We start from the raw sequence: 21,677 nt of genomic DNA, 5'->3' as shown, positions 1-21,677 counted from the left end.
CGCTTTTGAAACCTAAGCTTCGAAGCCATCCCGTGTCAGCGAGGTGGCATTATAGAGATTTCGATCACACTGGCAAGCCCTTTTTGAAGTTTTTCTCATTTTTTTATTCGTTCGATTAAAAAGAGCACAAAACGCCTCAAAAGTAGGCTTTTCTCTTACATCTCTTGCAGTTTCTTAGAGAATAAAGAGACTTTTTTCCAGTTCGTGTACTCAACTTCCTTGGTTGTATCCGTTTCTCCACCTGTCATATTCATAATGAAGCGAATCATGGTTTTATCGAACCAGTTATAACGAGGATAATAGAGGGCTCCAGCAAACACACCGATCAAAGTGGGTTGCCACGGGGACTTAAGAAGGAACTTCTTAATATAGGCGCTACCTTCAGGAGTATCTTTGCCTTGGTCTTCTTTACGAGCCGTTAAGTTAACGCAAAAGAAAGCAACCTTATTTGATCGCAGCTGAGCAAGGTTGGCATCAATGAACTGATATAGCTTCTTATTGAGGTGCCCATAGCGAATAGATGCGCCAATCAAAACTCGGTCGTATTGAGCAAAGTCGACATTACCAATGGTGTGCAGATCTTGAAGCTCACATTCGAACTCATTCATTTCTTCTTTTATATAGTTCAAGATTTTCTTGGTCTGCCCTTCACGGCTTGAATACAAAAATAGAGCTTTTGCCACAATATGTCCTTAGCTACGCCAAAACGTAGGGGTCAATAAAATTAATAAGGTGAATATCTCTAAACGGCCAAACAGCATGGATACGATCAACACCCATTTAGCCTTGTCATTCACATCGCCGAAGTGCATTGCCACTTCACCTAAGCCTGGACCAAGGTTATTCAATGTTGCCGCTACAGCAGAGAAAGCACTCAGCTCATCCATCCCCGTAGCAATAAGAGCCAACATACAAACCACAAAAACCAATGCGTATGCAGAGAAGAAGCCCCAAACCGCATCAACGACACGTTGTGGTAGAGCCGAACCACCAACCTTGATGGTATAGACAGCACGCGGGTGGACAAGACGCTTCATTTCACGAGCACCCTGTAAAGTAAGCAGTAATATTCGAATGACTTTCATACCGCCACCCGTTGAACCTGCACACCCACCTATAAAAGAAGAGAACAGAAGCAGTACAGGTAAGAATAACGGCCATTCAGAAAAACCGGTGGTGGTGAAGCCTGCGGTTGTTGAAATTGATACTGTCTGGAACAACGCCTGATCGAAAGCATCATAATACGAATCGTAAGAGTGATGATTCAGTAGTAACAAGAAACAAACTAAGAACAGGACGACTTGAATAAAGATAAAAGCGCGGAACTCAGGATCTTTCCAGTAATACTTAGGATGCACACCACCTGAAGCAAATGCTGCAAAGTGCAGAGAATAGTTACACGCAGATATAAGAAGGAACACGACCGTAATCATATTGATAGCAGGGCTATTGAAATAACCCATACTCGCATCGTGAGTCGAGAAGCCACCAATAGCAATGGTTGAGAAACTATGGCTGATTGCATCAAAGAAACTCATGCCAGCAAGCCAAAACGCCACCGCACAAGCAATCGTTAGACTCAGATAGATGTACCAAAGCGCTTTTGCCGTTTCTGCAATACGCGGAGTCATCTTGCTATCTTTTACTGGACCCGGGATTTCAGCACGATATAGCTGCATACCACCGATACCCAGAACAGGAAGGATGGCTACCGCCAATACGATGATACCCATACCACCAAACCATTGTAGGAATTGGCGGTAAAATAGAATTGCTTTAGGTAAGTCATCGAGGCCAACAATTACGGTTGCACCTGTCGTTGTTAATGCAGAAAACGATTCGAAAAAGGCATCAGTAACGGAAACGCTCGGATTATCCGCGATCAAAAACGGCAGCGCACCAGCACTGCCGATTACCGTCCAGAACAACACCACAATGAGAAAGCCATCTCGCGCCTTCAATTCATGTTTATAGCGTCGGTTTGGAAACCAGCAAGTTGCTCCAAAAAATAATAGAACAAAGAAAGTCGTCACAAATGGCACACCCGCACCATCTCGATAGATCAGTGCGACGAGCGCAGGTGCGAGCATTGATACACTAAAAAGTGCTAATAATAATCCGACGATTCGAATAATTGAGCGAAATTGCATGAGCTATTGAACGAAGCGAAATGCTTCACACTTCCTAGTTGTCTTTGACTTTCGTTACCAGTGCCTTAGCACCGCTTTTATTGATCATGGTTTGGGTAAACGAATCTACCTGAAGGAGCTCTATTTCAATAATAAGCTCAACTTGCACACCATAATCCGCTTGGACTTCAACAGCCTGATGCTGAGCCATAATGGATTGCGCAATTGGCACAAAGCCATAGTCTAACTCTAGCCGTAATTTTGTGGTTATTTTTTTCTCGATAGTTTGAAGCAGCTTGAGAGCTTGTTGCACTCCACCACCGTAAGCCTTTACTAGGCCACCCGTTCCAAGCTTGATTCCGCCAGAATAACGAGTAACAACAGCTGTCAGTTCACCAACACCAGAACCAGACAGTTGCGCCAAGATAGGCTTACCCGCAGTACCAGATGGCTCTCCATCGTCACTAAAGCCCCATTGCATTGAGTCTTCAGGTCGCCCTGCAGCAAAGCCCCAACAATTATGTCGCGCTGATGAATGCTCTTTTTTTACCTGTTCTACGAACTGTTTAGCAGCTTCTACACTTGGAGTATGAGCAAGATGAGTAATGAAGACGCTCTTCTTGATCTCTTCTTCAAACAGAGCCGACGCTGACGGTATTAAATAGGGCAGTTCATTCATATCGTTAACTTAATTAATAAGAGCGGCGAAGTGTATCACGCGTGAATAATAAGGGTTAGAGGATCTGTGCTATCGCACAATGTTAAACAATTGTTTAAAAAATGTATTGAAATTCACCAAGCAGAGGTACAGACTAGAATAACTGGTCTTACCAGGTATTCTACAATAATAGAAAGATAACAAGATTCTCTCAAACAATCGTGGATTGTATGTCATGGAGATAGACAATGATTTACCAAGCTAACACCTTACAGGTAAAGGAATTACAAGATGGTATTGCAGAACTTAGCTTCTGTGCTCCGGCCTCTGTAAACAAACTCGACCTTGCTACTTTAGAATCACTAGATAAAGCGTTAGATGCTCTTAATGCTCACGCTGGATTACGTGGTTTAATCTTAACTTCAAACAAAGACGCGTTCATCGTAGGCGCAGACATCACTGAATTTCTTGGCCTATTTGCTAAGCCAGAAGCAGAACTTGATGAATGGTTAAGATTCGCTAATTCAATTTTCAGCAAGCTCGAAGACCTTCCTGTCCCAACTCTTTCAATGATGCGTGGCCATGCCCTTGGCGGCGGCTGTGAATGTGTACTCGCTACCGATTTCCGTATCGGTGACAAGACCACCAGCATAGGCCTACCAGAAACCAAACTTGGCATCATGCCTGGCTTTGGTGGTTGTGTGCGTCTGCCACGTGTTATCGGTGCTGACAGTGCAATGGAAATTATCACGCAAGGCAAAGCATGCCGTGCAGATGAAGCACTTAAAGTTGGCTTGTTAGATGCGATTGTTGAAACAGACCAACTATTAGAATCAGCGATTAACACTGTTTCTCTAGCAGCCAATGAAAAACTCGATTGGCAACTACGTCGTAAACAAAAAACATCAGCGCTTTCATTAAGCAAACTAGAAGCGATGATGAGCTTTACCATGGCGAAAGGCTTAGTTGCTCAAAAAGCAGGGCCTCATTACCCAGCACCTATCACCTCGGTTATCGCTATCGAAGAAGCAGCACGTAGCGATCGCGATGCAGCACTAGACATCGAGCGTAAACACTTCGTTAAGCTAGCGAAATCTGAAGAAGCGAAAGCATTGGTCGGCTTATTCCTTAATGACCAATACATCAAAGGCCTAGCGAAACAAGCTGGTAAGTCTGCAAACAAAGCGACTGAACGAGCAGCGGTACTTGGTGCTGGCATCATGGGTGGCGGTATTGCTTACCAGTCAGCGTTAAAGGGCGTGCCAGTGATGATGAAAGACATCGCACAGGCGTCTCTAGATCTTGGTATGAACGAAGCATCTAAGCTGTTGAATAAACGCTTATCACGCGGTCGCCTAGATGGATTCAAGATGGCAGGCATTCTGTCTTCTATTACCCCAAGCTTACATTACGCAGGTGTTGAACAGTCAGATGTGATTGTGGAAGCCGTTGTAGAAAACCCTAAAGTAAAAGCAGCAGTACTGAGTGAAGTGGAAGGTCTGGTGGGTGAAGACACAGTTCTTACATCAAACACCTCAACGATTCCGATCAACCTGCTAGCAAAATCTCTAAAACGCCCAGAAAACTTCTGTGGTATGCACTTCTTTAACCCAGTACACCGCATGCCTTTGGTTGAGATCATCCGTGGCGAGCATACTTCAGAAGAAACCATTAATCGCGTGGTTGCTTACGCAGCGAAGATGGGTAAATCCCCTATCGTTGTTAATGATTGCCCAGGCTTCTTCGTTAACCGTGTACTTTTCCCTTACTTTGGCGGTTTCAGCATGTTGCTACGTGACGGTGCTGACTTCACTAAGATCGATAAAGTCATGGAGCGTAAGTTCGGTTGGCCAATGGGCCCTGCTTACTTGCTAGACGTTGTAGGTTTAGACACAGCACATCATGCACAAGCAGTAATGGCGCAAGGTTTCCCAGAGCGTATGGGTAAAGAAGGTCGTGATGCAATTGACGCACTTTACGTCGCTGAAAAATACGGCCAGAAGAACGGCAGCGGTTTCTACACGTACAGCGTAGACAAACGCGGTCGTCCTAAGAAGACATTCTCTGAAGACATTCTTCCTATCCTGGCTGACGTATGCCAACAACCACAAGACTTTGATGACCAGACAATTATCCAACGTGTGATGATTCCTATGATCAACGAAGTGGTGCTTTGTTTAGAAGAAGGCATCATCGCGACACCGCAAGAAGCGGATATGGCACTGGTTTACGGTTTAGGCTTCCCTCCATTCAGAGGCGGCGTATTCCGCTACTTAGACAGTGTGGGTATTGGTAACTTCGTTGAAATGGCGAAGAGCTACCAAGACTTAGGTGCAATGTACCAAGTTCCTCAACTATTGCTTGATATGGCAGCTAAAGGCGAAAGCTTTTACGACGGCCAACAAGCAAGTTCTCTGTAACCCACATTTGGAAAAGGAATAGCAAAATGAATAATGTAGTTGTTGTTGATTGCCTTCGTACCCCAATGGGACGTTCCAAAGGTGGAGCTTTCCGTCACACTCGTGCTGAAGATCTGTCGGCACATTTGATGAAAGGCATTTTAGAGCGCAACCCAGAAGTAAACCCTGTCGAAATTGAAGACATTTACTGGGGTTGTGTACAACAAACGCTAGAGCAAGGCTTCAACGTTGCACGTAACGCTGCTTTACTTGCTGGTCTACCGATTGAGATTGGTGCGGTAACGGTGAACCGTTTATGTGGCTCATCTATGCAAGCTCTGCATGATGCAACCCGCTCTATCATGGTTGGTGATGCTGAAATCTGCCTGATCGGTGGTGTCGAACATATGGGTCACGTACCAATGAACCATGGTGTTGATTTTCACCCTGGCATGTCTAAACACGTAGCAAAAGCGGCAGGTATGATGGGCCTAACCGCTGAGATGCTAGGCAAAATGCACGGTATTAGCCGTGAAGACCAAGACGCCTTCGCAGCACGCTCACATGCTCGAGCACAAGCTGCAACAGTAGAAGGTCGTTTCAAGAACGAAATCCTACCAACCGAAGCTCACGCAGCAGACGGTTCACTGTTCACTCTGGATTACGATGAAGTTATTCGCCCAGAAACAACAGTTGAAGGTCTATCTCAGCTGCGTCCTGTATTCGATCCAGCAAACGGAACGGTAACAGCCGGTACTTCATCAGCACTGTCTGATGGTGCCTCTGCAATGCTGATCATGAGTGAAGATAAAGCCAACGCGCTTGGCCTGAAGATTCGCGCTCGCGTGAAGTCGATGGCTATCGCTGGCTGCGATCCTTCAATCATGGGTTACGGCCCGGTACCAGCAACTCAAAAAGCACTGAAACGTGCAGGCCTAACCATCGAAGATATGGGTGTGATCGAGCTAAACGAAGCGTTTGCTGCTCAATCTCTTCCATGTGCTAAAGATCTCGGTCTATTGGATGTAGTTGACGAGAAAGTTAACCTTAACGGCGGTGCGATTGCTCTTGGTCACCCACTAGGCTGTTCTGGTTCTCGTATCTCGACGACGCTAATCAACCTGATGGAAGCGCAAGACGTGAAATACGGCTTGGCGACCATGTGTATTGGTTTAGGCCAAGGTATTGCAACGGTATTTGAACGCCCATAGCGATCACTGGTTGTAATACTTGTAGGGTAATCTTTTGTGCAGCTATATTTATATAGCTGCACTTTTTATTACTTGGCATCCAACAATGCATCGATTGCGTTCAGCGAACTCAGCGAGAGAAAAACCAACACTGATATCTATGCACAAAACGCATAGATTCAATGTTGATGTTTCATTATTTTTTCTCGGATGATTCAACTAAAGTTACTTCAGTTTCCTAATATTCCTCCTACGGAGCAGATCATGTTTAAAGCACTTGTACTAAACCAAGAAGACAAAAAAACTATCGCATCAGTTTCTCAAATTGATGAGTCTCAATTACCAGAAGGTAACGTGAAAGTTGATGTGAGCTACTCTTCTTTGAACTACAAAGATGGTTTGGCGATAACAGGTAAAGGGCGCATTGTTCGCAACTTCCCTATGGTTCCTGGCATTGACCTTTCTGGCGTGGTTTCACAATCTGATGACCCGCGCTACAAAGCAGGCGACGAAGTTGTTCTAACGGGTTGGGGTGTTGGTGAAGGCCACTGGGGCGGTATGGCTGAGAAAGCGAGCCTAAATGGTGACTGGTTAGTACCAATGCCTGCAGGTCTTGACGCCAAGAAAGTCATGGCGATTGGTACAGCTGGCTTCACCGCTATGCTTTGTGTGCAAGCTATCGTAGATGCAGGCATCAAACCAGAAGACGGTGAAATCCTAGTAACGGGTGCTAGTGGCGGCGTAGGCAGCGTGTCTATTACGCTACTAAACCAACTAGGTTACAAAGTAGCAGCGGTTACTGGCCGAGCTTCAGAAAATGGCGAGCTTCTAAAATCACTAGGTGCAACACGCATTGTAGAGCGTGCTGAATTAGAAGAACCAGCGAAACCACTTGAGAAACAACTGTGGGCTGGTGCTATCGATACAGTAGGTAGCAAGGTACTTGCTAAAGTATTGGCGCAAATTGATTACAACGGCGCGGTTGCAATGTGTGGCCTAGCCGGCGGCTTTGACTTACCAACTACGGTAATGCCATTCATTCTACGTAACGTTCGTCTACAAGGTGTGGATTCAGTAATGTGCCCTCGTGAAAAACGTATTAAAGCGTGGGAACAACTGGCTGAATTACTACCTGAGTCTTTCTACGGCCAAGCGACTAAAGAAGTGTCTTTAGATGGCGCAATTCAAGCTGCGGAAGACATCACTAACGGTCAAATCACTGGTCGCGTAGTTATTAAACTGTAATTGAAAATTAAACTTCCGTAACCCAGAATAACAAAGGGCTGATAGTAATCAGCCCTTTTGCGTTTTTGTCATTTGGATCGAGTAAACTAAAGCGAGATCTCAGTTAACCCAAACCTACATCCGCAATACGCTTCTGAATCAGCTCACCACATTCTTCTTTTACTACTCTTCTTAACCATTGTTGCGAGGCAGAAGAATCGCAACGCGAGTGCCAGATCAGTGAGTAATCAAACGGCATAAATTCAAATGGTAATGGCTTAACAACCAAGTCATAACGCTCCGCCACCAAATAAGCCAAATCAGCAGGCACAGTAATCACCAACGGCATTCTATCGACAATCGCCAATGCCGCTTCAAGGTGATAAGCACGCAACACCATTTTACGAGGCTGTTGATTGACTAACGCGTTGTCTAATAAAGCCTTAACACCATCACTGATCGCAATCATCGCGTGCGGGAGTGATACATAGTCTTCAAGGCTTAAAGGCTTATCGGCTAATGGGTGATTCTTAGATAACAGGCACGACACACCGACCGGCCCCAATACCTCTTGATGAAGTGGTGCAATGCTGCCACTCGGGCGACAAATCGCCATATCGACACGTTCGGTGCTGAGCTGTTTAAACAAATGCTCATGCTGCAATGGTGCAAACTCCAAAGAGATGTTCGGCGCTTGCTCATAAATCTTCGGCAGAGCATAAGGCAAGATAGTTTGCATCGCGTAGTCAGTGGTCGCAATTAAAAAACGCTCACTGCAATAGTAAGGATCGAAATCACTCGGACTAAGCAACTGACGGAATGATTCTAAAGGCTGATCAATGCGCTGGCTGATCTCGAGAGCTTTCTTAGTGGGAATAAGGTGCTGACCTTGGCGTGTAAACAGGGGATCATTGAGTAGTTCTCTTAAGCGGCCTAATACTCGGCTGGTTGCCGACTGGCTTAGGTTAAGACGAAGCGCAGCTTGACTAACACTGCCCTCTTCAATCAATACCTTTAAGGCGACCAGTAAATTCAGGTCTCTACGATAGATGTCTTCTAATTCCACGCCACTTACCTAGCTGTATACAATTATCATTGGTCACTAAGTTGTTTATAGCATGCTTTAGATAAAAAAAATCCCGCAATTACGCGGGGAAGCCCAAGAAAATCTGGGGATAGTGTCGGAATGTTGTCGTATTGGAATTTGCTTGCTGTATTCAGGTTAGTGCTCTTGCTCCTCGGCTATGCCTTGCCAACGGCGCATCTCTACCCAAATACCAATAATCGTTGCTACTATGCCAAAAATTGGCATTAGAGAGGTCTCTGTCGATGAGCGTAGTACTAACGCACAAAAAGAAATAAAACAGAGAACTGAATAAATTGTTAATCTATCTAATCCTGTCAACATCGCCACTCCTTAGCTAGTTGCCTTTGATTTGAGTTGTTATCAACTTGTTAATTAAGTTATAGGAAATGGTTCCGTTTGCCAAGCACTTATTGCATATTTTTTCTGCAGACGTATTATTCACTCGTTAGATAGATATAGAGATACAAACCATGACATTCAAACCTGAACTGGCAACCCACACTTTAGAAGCTGAAGGCCTGCGTTGCCCAGAGCCAGTAATGATGGTCAGGAAGACAATTAGAAACATGCAGGATGGCGATGTGTTACTGGTAAAAGCTGACGATCCTTCGACAACTCGTGATATTCCGAGCTTTTGTCGATTCATGGATCACCAGTTGGTAGGCCAAGCGACAGAAACGTTGCCTTACCAGTATTTGATCAGAAAGGGATTGGAGGCGTAACGCCCCACCGACTATCAAGTATCAAAAAAGCCGCTCGTACCTTATGTTCTTCAACAGAACTCAGAGTACGAGCGGCTTTTTGTTTATTCGTTTCTAGATTTATTTTGCAGATGCTCAAGCTGATGCTGAATTTCTCGGATATCTTTTCGCATAGGAATAATATGCGCGACCCGAATCCAAGCTTCTACCGCAAGCCCGGTCATGATCATCGAACCAGCCACCATTGGTAGCCACATGTCCGTCAACACCATGCCTAGTAGTGTAAGTGCAAGACCAAAGGTAAATAGATAACTTTGGCTTTGTGGAGTAATACCCATATAACGCGTCAACATAATCATGCCCTCGTGTTCTTAACTCACAAGATTAAAATATCATGACAAGTATGACAGTTATATGTCCATTCGCTCGATAAACCCCACAATACTGTAAGAGTATGACCTACAACACATTACTCTACTGATTGAGTATAATAGGACTCAATACTACCGCTTAATAGAACGCTGCTGCGATAGCCAAACCCACGAACAACAAGGCTGTGATCTTGCGAATCAGGTCAAGTGGCATCTTATCTGCCGATAGCTTACCAATGATCACCACAGGCACATTCGCCAGCAACATACCAATGGTAGTACCGAGAATGACCCACGTTAATGCATCCGAATATTGAGCCCCTAGAATCGATGTCGCAATCTGAGTCTTATCACCGATCTCAGCAATGAAGAAAGCGATAAAACTGGCGACAAACGGCCCTCGGTTCGAGATCTGTTCATCGTCATCTAATTTATCCGGAATCAGAATCCAGCCTGCCATCGCAATGAAACTGACCACCAGCACCCACTTAAGTACCTCAGGAGATAAATAATCAGCGACCACAACACCTAGCCACGCAGCAAGGGCATGGTTGGCAATGGTGGCAAAGAAAATAGCCGCAATAATAGGTAGCGGTTTTCGATATCGGCTGGCTAATAAAAGGGATAACAACTGAGTCTTATCACCGATCTCGGCTAAGGCGACAGTTGTAATTGAAATTGCTAAAACGCTCACGACATGCTCATTTGGGATGAGGATTATTATATTTAACCAAAGACAAACCTCGCGCCCCATCCCGGTTCACGATGCTTGTCTAAGGTCTTGCTAAGCGCCACCAAGGTGGTGGTTGCCTCGAACGCCATGATGATTTTGCATCAATTATGTTGACGAACGAACTCATTCAATAGGATATGAATAAGTAAGCTACTCCCCAAAGACCGCGAGATTTTAATCACCCACGCTTTCAAACACAAGAGTCAAAGTTATCAAAATATCCACTTGTGCCGAAAAACAAACATTAAAGGCAAAAAAATCCACTAAACGACATTTTAGACCACTAATTAAACAAGATTACCCCTACTCGCTTTACCAATATCTCGGTATACTCAGAGGTTATTTTTATCATTCATTTAAAAGAATCGCGCGAACCTGACTATGCAAAAATACGATATCAAAACCTTCCAGGGAATGATCCTCGCGCTGCAGGATTACTGGGCACAAAACGGTTGTACCATTGTTCAACCACTAGATATGGAAGTAGGTGCTGGCACCTCTCACCCAATGACATGTCTACGTGCACTTGGCCCAGAGCCAATGTCTACGGCATACGTTCAACCTTCTCGTCGTCCGACTGATGGTCGTTACGGTGAAAACCCGAACCGCCTGCAGCACTACTATCAATTCCAAGTAGCTCTAAAACCTTCTCCAGATAACATCCAGGAGTTGTACTTAGGCTCGCTTGAAGTTCTTGGTGTCGACCCACTTGTTCACGATATTCGCTTCGTAGAAGACAACTGGGAAAACCCAACTTTAGGCGCATGGGGTCTTGGTTGGGAAGTATGGCTAAACGGTATGGAAGTGACTCAATTCACTTACTTCCAACAAGTTGGCGGTCTTGAGTGTAAGCCTGTAACGGGCGAGATCACTTACGGTATCGAGCGTCTAGCAATGTACATCCAAGAAGTAGACTCTGTTTACGACCTTGTATGGAACGTAGCACCAGACGGTTCTAACGTGACTTACGGTGATATCTTCCACCAAAATGAAGTTGAGCAATCAACATACAACTTCGAGCACGCAGACGTAGATTTCCTATTCACTTTCTTCGACCAGTGCGAAAAAGAGTGTAAAGAGCTACTTGAGCTTGAGAAGCCACTGCCGCTTCCAGCTTACGAGCGCATTCTGAAAGCAGGTCACGCATTCAACATCCTTGATGCGCGTAAAGCTATCTCTGTAACAGAGCGTCAACGTTACATCCTTCGTATCCGCAACCTGACTAAAGCTGTTGCAGAGGCGTACTACGCGTCACGTGAAGCGCTTGGCTTCCCAATGTGTAAGAAGGATAAATAATCATGGCGAAGAATTTTCTAATTGAACTAGGTACGGAAGAGCTTCCACCAACAGCACTTCGTTCTCTAGCAGAAGCCTTTGCTTCTAACTTTGAAGCGGGTCTTAAAACGGCTGAGCTTTCTCACGAAGGCATCAAGTGGTACGCAGCACCTCGTCGTCTAGCACTTAAAGTGACTGCACTGGCTGAAGGCCAAGCAGACAAAGTCGTTGAGAAGCGCGGTCCTGCAATTTCTGTCGCATTCGATGCGGAAGGCAACGCGACTAAAGCTGCACAAGGTTGGGCTCGTGGTAACGGTATTACTGTTGAGCAAGCTGACCGCCTGAAAACAGACAAAGGCGAGTGGCTTCTTTTCAAACAAGAAGTGGCTGGCAAACCTGTTCAAGAATTGGTGATGGACATCGCTGCGAAAGCTCTCGCTGGCCTACCAATTCCTAAAGCAATGCGCTGGGGTAACTCAGACATTCAATTTATCCGTCCAGTGAAAACACTGGCAGTACTACTAGGTGATGAGCTTGTTGAAGGCAAAATCCTAGGCGTAGCTTCTGCTCGTACTATCCGTGGCCACCGTTTCATGGGCGAACAAGAGTTCACAATCGACTCTGCTGACCAATACCCTGCGATCTTAGAAGAGCGCGGTAAAGTAATGGCAGATTACGATGCGCGTAAAGCGATCATTCTTGCTGATGCTAAAAAAGCAGCAGACGCGGTTGGCGGTATTGCAGACCTAGAAGATGACCTTGTTGAAGAAGTTACCTCTTTGGTTGAATGGCCAGTGGTGCTTACTGCTAAGTTTGAGCAAGAGTTCCTAAAAGTGCCTTCTGAAGCTTTGGTTTACACCATGAAAGGCGACCAGAAGTACTTCCCAGTGTATGACGCTGATAAAAATCTTCTGCCAAACTTCATCTTCGTTTCGAACATCGAGTCTAAAGAGCCTCGTCACGTAATCGAAGGTAACGAGAAGGTTGTACGTCCACGTCTTGCTGATGCTGAGTTCTTCTTCAACACAGACCGTAAGCGCCCGCTGATCGACCGTCTTGCTGAACTAGACCAAGCTATCTTCCAGAAGCAACTGGGCACTATCAAAGACAAAACCGATCGCATCACAGAGCTTGCTGGCTACATTGCTGAGCAAATCGATGCTGACGTTGAAAAGTCTAAGCGTGCTGGCCTACTGGCTAAGTGTGACCTAATGACATCTATGGTATTCGAGTTTACGGATACTCAAGGTGTGATGGGCATGCACTACGCGACTCACGATGGTGAAGACGAGCAAGTAGCACTAGCACTTTACGAGCAGTACATGCCTCGTTTCGCGGGTGACACACTACCAAGCACTGGTATTTCATCAGCAGTAGCAATGGCAGACAAGCTAGACACTATTGTAGGTATCTTCGGTATTGGCCAAGCACCAAAAGGTTCTGACCCATTCGCTCTACGTCGTGCATCACTAGGTGTGCTACGTATCATCGTTGAAAACGGCTACAACCTAGACCTAACCGATCTAATCGGTAAAGCGAAAGAGCTACTAGGCGACAAGCTAACTAACGACAATGTTGAAGCTGACGTTATCGACTTCATGCTAGGTCGTTTCCGCGCATGGTACCAAGATGCTGGTTTCAGCGTTGATATCATCCAAGCGGTACTAGCACGTCGTCCAACTAAGCCAGCTGACTTTGACCAACGTGTTAAAGCGGTTTCTCACTTCCGTGAACTGGAAGCAGCAGAAGCTCTAGCAGCAGCGAACAAACGTGTAGGTAACATCCTTGCGAAATTCGATGGCGAACTACCAACAGAAATCGACCTAACTCTTCTTCAAGAAGACGCAGAGAAAGCTCTGGCTGAAAACGTTGAAGTAATGACAGAAGCACTAGAACCAGCATTCGCAACAGGCAACTACCAAGAAGCCCTAAGCAAGCTTGCTGATCTACGTGAACCCGTTGATGCATTCTTCGATAACGTAATGGTTATGGCTGATGATGAAGCGCTTAAGAAGAACCGTCTAACGCTACTGAACAACCTACGTAACCTGTTCCTACAGATTGCTGATATTTCTTTACTGCAGAAGTAAAACCAATTTGGAATAAATATTAAGGGGGAAGCTTTGGCTTCTCCCTTTTTTTTATCCAAAGCTAGTGTAAGCTCTATCTGGTTGAATATTATTGTAGATAGGGATATTACATGCTGGTTGTTTTGGTTGAAGATAATGAAATATTGAATCACCACCTATCTTCTCAGCTCAGTGAGCAAGGACATACTGTCCATGCAGATAGAACAGCTTCTGCGTGTTTACAAACGATTCAAAAACAGTCCAATACAGATGTGATGATCATTGACCTTGGCCTCCCTGACTTTGATGGCATTACGCTGATCAAGCAAATACGTCGTAAAGAAATTGCAGTCCCAATATTAATCTTAACCGCACGTGGCAACTGGCAAGATAAAGTAGAAGGGCTTAACTCCGGGGCTGATGATTACCTTACCAAGCCCTTCCAATTTGAAGAGCTACACGCTCGCCTTGAGGCGCTTGTTCGTCGCAATCGCTCACCTTAGACACTCAAGCCAAACGTATCAGTTACGATGATGCTCTGATTGAACTTACAGCCTTAGAATTTCAAATATTCGAGTACTTAATTCGCCATTGCTTACAAATCGTATCTAAGCAACAAATCGCAGATTCCCTTTATGCGCAGGGTGAAAATGTTCAGCTAAACAATATTGAGGTTATCGTTTCACGCTTACGTAAAAAGTTAACGCAATACACTCAAGCTAAGCTGATCAGCACCATTCGCGGGCAAGGTTATCGCTTTGAACTAGAAGCTAAGTAGTATGAAAAGACTGTACAAAACCCAATTTAGGCGTCGAACGTTCGCCGTTGCTGCTTCCATTATGATTTCAATGGTACTCACTAGCGCCTGGTTCTACTACAACAGTCAAAAACACCAACTTTTTGAGTACTACTCGAAAAATACCCTTCGAGAATTGCCTGCTGTAATCAATGAACTGCTGTCTTCTGGGGAAATACCGCCATTGACGGAGTGGGATAGGTTCTATGCGAAAGAGTCTCCCAACACTAGCGTCACTCTATGTGATCACAACAATCAACAAGTATGGACATCAGTAAATATTGAAAGACGAGCTAAGCTGCTATCAGAGATAGGCGTCAGCCAACCTCAAGTTAGCGAGCTCTGTCGTGATCTAAATTTCCCCATAGATACTATTCGTTTGGTTGAAAGACCGAATGGCGCCGCTTTTATTGTCCACACAATTCTCTGGAAAGGTTTCCAGGAAAAGAAAGATGGCAGAGTTATCTTTACCCAAAGGGTCGAAGAGAAAATAGAACCCATACATCAGTTAAAATACACCGCGGTTGGAGTGTTAGTGGTTGCGCTTGCTTTGATCAGTGCTCTACTTTTGGTTTTTTATCGTATTAGTTTTGCGCCGTTTACTCGACTAGAGAATGAACTGAATGACATAAAGCAGGGTAAACAAAACCAATTAGCCCAGTCATACCCTGAAGATTTACATAGCGTCACCAGTGCATTGAACGAATTGCTATACCAACAAAAAGAAAATCAGGAGCGTTATAAGCGTTCTCTCAATGATCTCGCCCATAGTTTGAAGACTCGCGTGACAGTTTCTCAAGCATTGCTTGATGAAGACTCATCCAAAACAAAGAATGACCAAATCAACCAACAACTGTTAGAAATGGATAGCTTAATTCAGGCACAACTCAAAAGGGCTTCGCTAGGCGTTAAAGGTATAACGACTTCATCGACACAGATAAAACCAATCCTCGACAGCCTAGTAGGCATGTTTACGAAAATCCATGCCGACAAAAAGATCCAATTCATCACTCAGTTTGACGAGCAACTGACCGTGCCTCTTAATAAAGATGATCTTATGGAAGTGCTCGGTAACCTATTAGAAAATACTTATCGGTTCGCACAAACCTCTATCGAATTCAAAGCCACTCAAAGCGAACAGCAGATCCTGATTGAGATCTATAATGATGGGCCAGTAATAGATAGCTCGATCAGCCAAACCTTATTTCAACGCGGCGTAAGAGCCGATCAGAAGACCCATGGTACGGGGTTAGGTTTGGCGCTATGTGATGAGATACTCCATAGCTACAAAGGGACAATCTGGTTTGAGCAATCAGATAACCCATCCGTGGGTGTCGTTTTAAAAATACTACTCCCAACAAGTTAAATTTGTAAGGCAGGGTTAAGAGCGAATATCAACCCTGCGATTGTTATGGCGACCGGATTCAATCTCGTTACTCTGCACTGGGTTCGCCTCACCTTGTGAACTCACTGTCAGGTCTTCAATATTTACGCCTTGCTCTTTCAAATACCCAACAACAGCATTCGAGCGCTGCAAGCCTAAGCTTAAGTTGTAACTATCACTACCTTTTGAGTCGGTATTCCCCGTGACGATAAATTCGGGAGTTTGATGTTCAAGTTTAGCTATAAGTTTTAACAATAAATAACGAGACTTTTGATTCAGTTCATCGTCATCGAAATCAAAAGTCACGCGAGCCAACACCTCACGAGCCAACTTACCTTCTACAAATTTAGTTCGACTCAGTAAGTATTGTGCGCAATCAGCACTTTCTGATACTTGAGTTAACTTATCTTGAATCAAACTTTTAATCGCTTGATTAGCTGTGCTTGCGTTCACTTGCATGAACGGGCCTTGGTGATACATCACTTTCTTCCCCTGACCGATCGTTACCGTCTTCTCAAGTTCAGAGTCGCCCATATGGCAGTAATGATAAAGTAGTTCGTTGGTATCTGGTTTTAAAGGGGCTGCCAGTATAGAAAACGACAGAGTAAATAAATACATAATAGATATAATAGATATAATAGATATAAGCGTTTTCATTTTTGCTCTCTTAATAATATTCAGTTAATAAAAAGGATGTCACATACCTCTATTGCGCCAAGTGACCCACTTCTTCCGTAATTAATCCCAAAATTTTATTGAGAATGTCTTCCTTGTTTTCAGCCTTATAAACATTATCTCGGCCAACGCAATTACGCAGACCCACGTTTTTATTAAGTTCATAATCGAAACCAATCACAGCCATGCGCGCGTTCATTCTTTCACCATCAGGTGTCATCATTCCTTGGCTTACCCCGCCAATTACCTCTATGTCATCATGCGTATTATCTGCCGAAACTTTGCCGCCGTTGACCATATTGAGAATGTTGCTACACATACCTTTCGACACAAGCTTATTGGTTTGCCCTGCGTAGTGATTCCAATCTTCCCCATCAGACAGAATAATGATCAGCTGCTTTTGGTTCTTCGACATTGAAGTCACAATTTGCCCTGCACGAATAATGCCTTGCAGTGAAGCAGTGCCTCCCCCAGCTTTGAATTTCTTGACCTTTTTAGTGAAGGATGAAAAATCGGTGGTAAAATAGAGGTCGTAGAACCGTGCATCATCATCGCCATTAGGCACACGCGAGGCTTCTCCTTTAACGATAAATTGTTGAGCTATCGTTTTGTTAAAATTCACCGTATCGTCTTTATCGTATTCACCTTCTCTTGAAACTACCCGCTGATCGCGAACTACTAAGTTATCATTCTTATCTTTATTGATGGTTCGGCGATTAAAACCGGTAAGTGCAACCCGATGAGGGTGCTCTGGATATAGATCGTTATACGCGCCGAGTTCATCAGCCACATCTTCAATAATGTCTTTCAGATCATTTAGCTTAGAATGTCGACCACCACTCCACGAGTCATTCATAGATTCTGAAAAATCGACGATAAAAGTAATGTCTATCGGCTGGCTTTGATAGCGTCGTGCTTTCGATGATCCCGTCACATTGAAGCTATCACCAAAGCCAGAAATCACATCGTTGCCAGGAAACCAGGACTTGTGCAGTGTTTGACCCGCAACACGATATTCAAAGTAGCGTGCTTCGCCTCTTTCCGTAGCAGCAATACATTCAGGTATTTCATCACACCCTAGCTTCTTAACTTCAATATCTAGGATCGAGTCCATGTCATATAGATAATGCTGAATATAGCGCTCCGCCAATTGGTGGTCTTGCTCATCTTTTGCTGATACCGCTAGAACAGCCGCTTCTGAAGCTTCCTCTAATCGAGCTTTGGTTTGTAATGCGCGGGCACCATCAGAACCAAGCATAAACACTCCAAACAAAGCTGGGATCATAATGGCAAACAGCATAGCTGCATGGCCAGACTGCTTACGCATAGCGTGTTTCATAACCTTTCTCTTCGCTCTCCCTGCCGATCACGACAGAATCAGACATCACGTGAGTAAACTCACGCCCCAAAATACCACCAATCCAATTATCCGATTCATAACAAACCGTCACTCGGTACAGGGGCATTTCTCGACCTCGGTTAGTCACTACCGTCATGGACTCTAATGAATCAATGGTTTGCTTTATTCTGCAGGCAACAACACCGCGTTTTTCACTGATCGCGGGGTTGGGTGTACCCACTTGTTTGAAGCTCAACTCTTCCACCAACAACCCATAGTGTTCCCGTTCAAAATGACCAAAGGTACGCAGTAAGGAATGCTGAGCAATGATATCGATATCATCGACTTCTTTAGTTGTAAGCTGATAATCAGTATCATAAAGTTGGGTTCTCTCTTTAAGTACATTGACCAGTGAATAAGAGAGTCGATCGAGTTTTCCTTTCAATGAAAGCTTGATGATCACGTCACCACTGAAAGCAATCAATAAGCTGAAAAATACAGCGACCATGGCAAACTCAATACTAAAAACCCCCTGCTGCTTACTCTTCAAATTCCCATGCTTTAGGGTTCTAAATTTCAAATTTTGACCTTTCATATTCCTGCACAACAATCATCTCTCTGCTCATTAAATTCTGAGTCGTGAAGAAGTAGCTAAAGATAGGTGAAAAACGGTAGTTAATTCGATAAATGGCAAGCGCTGCGTTATCAGCATCACCACACTCTTTAAATTTTTGACTACCAGAAATACTGCATTGGTCTGTAATACTAGCTAACTCACTCAGGTTTTTAGAGTAGTGAATCGTGACTTGAAAATTGTCGCCATTAACAACCTGATTCCAGATACTGCCTTCTCGGTGCAAAACCTTATCTACCGTATCGAGATAATTTCCTGAGCCCTTTTTAGCTGTGCGAGCCACCTCTGAAACCGCCAAGTCGTTGATCGCCGAAATGTACGAGATATAGCTCATCTCAACCCACGCCATACACATCAACCAAAAAGCAAAAAAGCCCACCGCAAACTCTATGCTCGCGACACCCTTTTGCTTATATCGCATTACCCGCCTCCTCCGATAACGAAAGACCACTGACTGCCAGCGTTTGGCTCTCTAATGAATAAGGAGTGTGGTGGCGCAACGCCTGATAAATTTTTTGGATTTGGTGCTTGCTGTATCTTTCACTCAACACACTTTCGACAAACGGGTAGTGGCCCAACTTAGCCATACTCAACGTCAAGTTTGCCATCATCTGTTCGTTCATCTGACCGCGCTTATACAATGGCAATAAACGCTCCATAGCTGCTTGATAATGCTCTTGCGTAATATCGAGCACAGCCAAATTATTATTCACTGATACCGAGTCATAAAAATGCTCGCGCGCGCGTTCAAAATACCGACGAGATAGATCAAACTGATAGCTGTAACCATAAAACGTTCCCAGTAAATTCTCGGCTGCCGCATGTGTAGCATTTTCCACTAATACTTGTTTAGCACTACTGATCGCTGCTGGGTACTGACCTAATTCACCGTATGCTTTCGCTTGCATCAATAAACTGTTCACACTGGGTTGTGGTTTTTGAGTAACAGGGGCAATGTAAAACAGAGCCGACTCAGCATCGCCCATAGCTAAATATGTATTCGAGAGTTTTTCTCTCACTTCATCAGCGTCGTATTGCTGCAGCTGATTTTTATACAAACGGGTTAACTGAACGTAATTATGTGTTTTTTGATAGATAGCCTCTTTTGACTCATCTTTCTGCCAACTCGCTTGAGTTGAACTGCATGCCGCCAACATTAAAACTAACGTTAGCGCGATTATTTTCTTAAACATTAAGCATCATCCTCATTACCCCCGGAGCGGCAATTACGAATACAATTGGGATCAAGATAAACACGATCAGTGGAATCGACATCTTGGCAGCTAACTTCCCTATTTCTTCTTCCAGCTCTAGCATTTGCACTTCTCGAATATCGCCTGCCAACGTCGTTAACACGTTATAAATCGAGGATCCATGTTGAATGCTCTGCGTCAGCGTCATCACAAAACTACGAACTTCTGGTGATGGAACCTTGCGATACAACTCCTCTAAGGCATTTTCCATTCCGACCAAACGAGCCCGTTGGTTTGTCACCTCCAACAAGCTAGAAAGCTCTTTATCAAAGCTTTTCATTTCAATGGAGAGGTATTTCATTGATGCTTCGATTGTCATGCCGGTTTGGACGCAAATCGCCATTAGGTCAATCAGATACGGCATTTGTCGAGAGATTCGACGTTGACGGTTTTTAGCCATCGAGCTCAAGACTAGGTCAGGCATCACAATAACCACCATAGCCCACCCCGCAGCTATCGCGATCCATGATTCAGACGAAACCTCAAAAAACCAACACACGCCTGCAACAACCACTTGCCCGATAAACAACGCACTGTACTTCAGTGGCATAAACCATTGAGCCCACCGGATGTCACTCACGCCTGCATTAGCAAAGCGCACTGCAATATCACTTTCGGAGGTGACGAAAATAGTCGACATGGGCGTCAACCAACGATTCAGTTTTATTTCTGCCTCTTTTGACTGATCGGCCAATCGATGATGTTTCGCTAAGGCTGCGATACGGTGTTTTTTCTGAGTACACACGACTAACCAATAAAATATGAGCAACAAGCCAAATGCTACGCCGGCCCAGGCGAAAAATAGCCCAACGTTCGAGAAGTTTATTGAAGAAGCCATTACTTCACCTTTTTCATTAACGCCCAGATGATCAGCATGCCGATACTTTCACTTGTGATGAGGTAGTAAAGAATCGGTCTCCCTTCTGGGTGGTGCATTACGAACTCAAAATTTTCAGGACTAAGAAACTGCAAAATAAACAGAAAGAAGAATGGTGTTGCTCCTACAATTTTTGCGGAGATACGAGCCTCTGAAGTAAGAGCAAACTTTTTTCTTTCTACAGCTCTCGCTTCGAACATTTGTCGATTCAGACGTGACATCACCTCTTTTAATTGCCCCCCTCTTTGCATGTTAGCTCGCAAGGTAATGACAAAAAAATGAAACGACGGATACGGAAAGCGACGACAAGATTTACGAAACACATCATCAATCGGCTCTCCTAAATTGAGGCGCTCGCTCATCAGCTTAAACTCTTTACCTACCTCACCTTCAAGTTTCTTCCCTACATACCCAATGCCTCGCCCTATGCTTTCACCCGCACTAAGGGAACTTGCCAGCATGTTCAACGCATCAGGGAAGGTTTCTTCAAAGCGTTTTTTCTCTCGTTTCTGTAAATGGAGATAACCAAAAAACCAAGCGATAATGAGAGTCAAAGGCAAAATTTCAAACCAAGGTAAGCGCAGTGACATTTGATTAAGAATGCCGATCGCAAGCAGTGCTACAACAGAAAAAATGACGACCTTACCTAATGCCATTTTTCCAAGTTGGCGCTGTAAGTTATCCCAACGCACACGAAGTTTCTGTTTGAAGTTACGATCAGAAAGACTGGCAAAATTAACCGCTTGTTGCGTAAAACTCAGATCGCTTTTCAGATTACCTTTCGCTTGCTGTGATAAATACTCATCAACAGAAGGAGCTCTATTCGGCTTAAGAGCTACAATCATGAGTATTGCCCCACCCAAAATAATCAACCAATACATGT

Annotated in this window: 21 protein-coding genes, 1 pseudogene and 1 riboswitch; of the genes and pseudogenes, 8 read left to right on the top strand and 14 right to left on the bottom strand. The window is 44.4% G+C overall.

Annotated elements, in window-relative coordinates:
- Positions 1-155: 155 nt before the first annotated feature.
- Genes hemG through AB6D07_RS09175 form a run of 3 tightly spaced genes read right to left on the bottom strand, consistent with a single transcriptional unit; the run spans position 156 to position 2,808 of the window.
- On the bottom strand, positions 156-683 hold the full coding sequence (gene hemG, locus AB6D07_RS09185) for a menaquinone-dependent protoporphyrinogen IX dehydrogenase (protein ID WP_017103118.1): 528 nt from the start codon (positions 681-683) through the stop codon (positions 156-158).
- Positions 684-692: 9 nt separating this feature from the next.
- Positions 693-2,150: a TrkH family potassium uptake protein gene (locus tag AB6D07_RS09180; RefSeq protein ID WP_009848169.1), complete on the bottom strand. Its 1,458-nt coding sequence runs from the start codon at positions 2,148-2,150 to the stop codon at positions 693-695.
- Between the two features lie 34 nt (positions 2,151-2,184).
- Positions 2,185-2,808, bottom strand: coding sequence for a YigZ family protein (locus AB6D07_RS09175; RefSeq protein ID WP_017103119.1), 624 nt, complete (start codon positions 2,806-2,808; stop codon positions 2,185-2,187).
- A gap of 227 nt (positions 2,809-3,035) precedes the next feature.
- Here AB6D07_RS09175 and fadB point away from each other — a divergent pair, with 227 nt between their 5' ends.
- From fadB to AB6D07_RS09160, 3 genes are all read left to right on the top strand, one after another.
- Positions 3,036-5,207: a fatty acid oxidation complex subunit alpha FadB gene (fadB, locus tag AB6D07_RS09170; RefSeq protein WP_009848167.1), complete on the top strand. Its 2,172-nt coding sequence runs from the start codon at positions 3,036-3,038 to the stop codon at positions 5,205-5,207.
- 26 nt (positions 5,208-5,233) lie between these two features.
- Positions 5,234-6,397: an acetyl-CoA C-acyltransferase FadA gene (gene fadA, locus AB6D07_RS09165; protein ID WP_017055496.1), complete on the top strand. Its 1,164-nt coding sequence runs from the start codon at positions 5,234-5,236 to the stop codon at positions 6,395-6,397.
- 243 nt (positions 6,398-6,640) lie between these two features.
- A complete protein-coding gene (locus AB6D07_RS09160; protein WP_017103120.1) occupies positions 6,641-7,621 on the top strand; it encodes an MDR family oxidoreductase in 981 nt (326 codons plus the stop codon).
- A 103-nt stretch (positions 7,622-7,724) separates the two neighbouring features.
- Here the strand turns inward: AB6D07_RS09160 and AB6D07_RS09155 are convergent, their stop codons facing one another.
- Both AB6D07_RS09155 and AB6D07_RS09150 read right to left on the bottom strand, forming a co-directional pair.
- Complete coding sequence (locus tag AB6D07_RS09155) at positions 7,725-8,666, bottom strand: LysR family transcriptional regulator (RefSeq protein ID WP_017103121.1); 942 nt, start codon at positions 8,664-8,666, stop codon at positions 7,725-7,727.
- A 156-nt stretch (positions 8,667-8,822) separates the two neighbouring features.
- On the bottom strand, positions 8,823-9,008 hold the full coding sequence (locus tag AB6D07_RS09150; protein WP_004736674.1) for a hypothetical protein: 186 nt from the start codon (positions 9,006-9,008) through the stop codon (positions 8,823-8,825).
- A gap of 149 nt (positions 9,009-9,157) precedes the next feature.
- Between AB6D07_RS09150 and tusA the strand changes: the two genes are divergently transcribed.
- On the top strand, positions 9,158-9,409 hold the full coding sequence (gene tusA, locus AB6D07_RS09145) for a sulfurtransferase TusA (protein WP_004736675.1): 252 nt from the start codon (positions 9,158-9,160) through the stop codon (positions 9,407-9,409).
- Between the two features lie 83 nt (positions 9,410-9,492).
- Here tusA and AB6D07_RS09140 read toward each other — a convergent pair whose 3' ends face one another.
- Positions 9,493-9,747 (bottom strand): hypothetical protein, encoded by a 255-nt coding sequence (locus tag AB6D07_RS09140; RefSeq protein ID WP_004736676.1) that lies wholly within the window; start codon positions 9,745-9,747, stop codon positions 9,493-9,495.
- Between the two features lie 151 nt (positions 9,748-9,898).
- The gene (locus AB6D07_RS09135) at positions 9,899-10,453 is read right to left on the bottom strand and encodes a TMEM165/GDT1 family protein (RefSeq protein WP_009848160.1); all 555 of its coding nucleotides are present in this window, start codon (positions 10,451-10,453) and stop codon (positions 9,899-9,901) included.
- Positions 10,454-10,487: 34 nt separating this feature from the next.
- Positions 10,488-10,663, bottom strand: a riboswitch (yybP-ykoY riboswitch).
- Positions 10,664-10,873: 210 nt separating this feature from the next.
- Between AB6D07_RS09135 and glyQ the strand changes: the two genes are divergently transcribed.
- From glyQ to AB6D07_RS09115, 4 genes and pseudogenes are all read left to right on the top strand, one after another.
- Entirely contained in the window at positions 10,874-11,788 is a 915-nt protein-coding gene (gene glyQ, locus AB6D07_RS09130; protein WP_009848159.1) for a glycine--tRNA ligase subunit alpha, read from the top strand.
- A 2-nt stretch (positions 11,789-11,790) separates the two neighbouring features.
- On the top strand, positions 11,791-13,857 hold the full coding sequence (gene glyS / locus AB6D07_RS09125; protein ID WP_017103122.1) for a glycine--tRNA ligase subunit beta: 2,067 nt from the start codon (positions 11,791-11,793) through the stop codon (positions 13,855-13,857).
- A 110-nt stretch (positions 13,858-13,967) separates the two neighbouring features.
- Positions 13,968-14,614 (top strand): annotated as a pseudogene (locus AB6D07_RS09120) (response regulator).
- A 1-nt stretch (position 14,615) separates the two neighbouring features.
- A complete protein-coding gene (locus AB6D07_RS09115) occupies positions 14,616-15,998 on the top strand; it encodes a sensor histidine kinase (protein WP_017103123.1) in 1,383 nt (460 codons plus the stop codon).
- A 15-nt stretch (positions 15,999-16,013) separates the two neighbouring features.
- Here AB6D07_RS09115 and AB6D07_RS09110 read toward each other — a convergent pair whose 3' ends face one another.
- From AB6D07_RS09110 to AB6D07_RS09080, 7 genes are read right to left on the bottom strand one after another with little or no spacing between them, the layout of a single operon-like run.
- Entirely contained in the window at positions 16,014-16,673 is a 660-nt protein-coding gene (locus tag AB6D07_RS09110; RefSeq protein ID WP_372091954.1) for an OmpA family protein, read from the bottom strand.
- A 49-nt stretch (positions 16,674-16,722) separates the two neighbouring features.
- A complete protein-coding gene (locus tag AB6D07_RS09105; protein ID WP_017096594.1) occupies positions 16,723-18,030 on the bottom strand; it encodes a TadE/TadG family type IV pilus assembly protein in 1,308 nt (435 codons plus the stop codon).
- Positions 18,011-18,625 carry a tight adherence pilus pseudopilin TadF gene (tadF, locus tag AB6D07_RS09100; protein ID WP_372140713.1) on the bottom strand — a complete coding sequence of 205 codons (615 nt, stop codon included), beginning with the start codon at positions 18,623-18,625 and terminating at the stop codon, positions 18,011-18,013. Before tadF ends, AB6D07_RS09105 begins: the two co-directional genes overlap by 20 nt.
- A complete protein-coding gene (locus AB6D07_RS09095) occupies positions 18,600-19,085 on the bottom strand; it encodes a TadE/TadG family type IV pilus assembly protein (protein WP_009848152.1) in 486 nt (161 codons plus the stop codon). The genes tadF and AB6D07_RS09095 overlap by 26 nt, the downstream gene beginning before the upstream one ends.
- Positions 19,075-19,857: a lipopolysaccharide assembly protein LapB gene (locus AB6D07_RS09090; protein ID WP_009848151.1), complete on the bottom strand. Its 783-nt coding sequence runs from the start codon at positions 19,855-19,857 to the stop codon at positions 19,075-19,077. Before AB6D07_RS09090 ends, AB6D07_RS09095 begins: the two co-directional genes overlap by 11 nt.
- Positions 19,850-20,755, bottom strand: a complete 906-nt coding sequence (locus AB6D07_RS09085; protein ID WP_012602950.1) for a type II secretion system F family protein — start codon at positions 20,753-20,755, stop codon at positions 19,850-19,852. Before AB6D07_RS09085 ends, AB6D07_RS09090 begins: the two co-directional genes overlap by 8 nt.
- Entirely contained in the window at positions 20,755-21,675 is a 921-nt protein-coding gene (locus tag AB6D07_RS09080; RefSeq protein ID WP_009848149.1) for a type II secretion system F family protein, read from the bottom strand. The genes AB6D07_RS09085 and AB6D07_RS09080 overlap by 1 nt, the downstream gene beginning before the upstream one ends.
- Positions 21,676-21,677 lie beyond the last annotated feature (2 nt).

Origin of the sequence: Vibrio sp. 10N.239.312.C11 (assembly GCF_041466065.1) — a bacterium.
Classification (GTDB): Bacteria; Pseudomonadota; Gammaproteobacteria; order Enterobacterales; family Vibrionaceae; genus Vibrio; species Vibrio tasmaniensis_A.
This window is presented reverse-complemented; position numbering and strand designations above follow the sequence as displayed.

Coding starts and splice junctions, on each gene's coding strand:
- AB6D07_RS09105 (WP_017096594.1), bottom strand. CDS start 18,030: ATGAAACACGCTATGCGTAAGCAGTCTGGCCATGCAGCTATGCTGTTT.
- AB6D07_RS09095 (WP_009848152.1), bottom strand. CDS start 19,085: ATGCGATATAAGCAAAAGGGTGTCGCGAGCATAGAGTTTGCGGTGGGC.
- AB6D07_RS09180 (WP_009848169.1), bottom strand. CDS start 2,150: ATGCAATTTCGCTCAATTATTCGAATCGTCGGATTATTATTAGCACTT.
- fadA (WP_017055496.1), top strand. CDS start 5,234: ATGAATAATGTAGTTGTTGTTGATTGCCTTCGTACCCCAATGGGACGT.
- AB6D07_RS09085 (WP_012602950.1), bottom strand. CDS start 20,755: ATGGCTTCTTCAATAAACTTCTCGAACGTTGGGCTATTTTTCGCCTGG.
- glyS (WP_017103122.1), top strand. CDS start 11,791: ATGGCGAAGAATTTTCTAATTGAACTAGGTACGGAAGAGCTTCCACCA.
- AB6D07_RS09150 (WP_004736674.1), bottom strand. CDS start 9,008: ATGTTGACAGGATTAGATAGATTAACAATTTATTCAGTTCTCTGTTTT.
- AB6D07_RS09080 (WP_009848149.1), bottom strand. CDS start 21,675: ATGTATTGGTTGATTATTTTGGGTGGGGCAATACTCATGATTGTAGCT.
- AB6D07_RS09160 (WP_017103120.1), top strand. CDS start 6,641: ATGTTTAAAGCACTTGTACTAAACCAAGAAGACAAAAAAACTATCGCA.
- AB6D07_RS09175 (WP_017103119.1), bottom strand. CDS start 2,808: ATGAATGAACTGCCCTATTTAATACCGTCAGCGTCGGCTCTGTTTGAA.
- fadB (WP_009848167.1), top strand. CDS start 3,036: ATGATTTACCAAGCTAACACCTTACAGGTAAAGGAATTACAAGATGGT.
- tusA (WP_004736675.1), top strand. CDS start 9,158: ATGACATTCAAACCTGAACTGGCAACCCACACTTTAGAAGCTGAAGGC.
- AB6D07_RS09090 (WP_009848151.1), bottom strand. CDS start 19,857: ATGTTTAAGAAAATAATCGCGCTAACGTTAGTTTTAATGTTGGCGGCA.
- AB6D07_RS09140 (WP_004736676.1), bottom strand. CDS start 9,747: ATGATTATGTTGACGCGTTATATGGGTATTACTCCACAAAGCCAAAGT.
- AB6D07_RS09115 (WP_017103123.1), top strand. CDS start 14,616: ATGAAAAGACTGTACAAAACCCAATTTAGGCGTCGAACGTTCGCCGTT.
- AB6D07_RS09110 (WP_372091954.1), bottom strand. CDS start 16,673: ATGAAAACGCTTATATCTATTATATCTATTATATCTATTATGTATTTA.
- tadF (WP_372140713.1), bottom strand. CDS start 18,625: ATGAAAGGTCAAAATTTGAAATTTAGAACCCTAAAGCATGGGAATTTG.
- glyQ (WP_009848159.1), top strand. CDS start 10,874: ATGCAAAAATACGATATCAAAACCTTCCAGGGAATGATCCTCGCGCTG.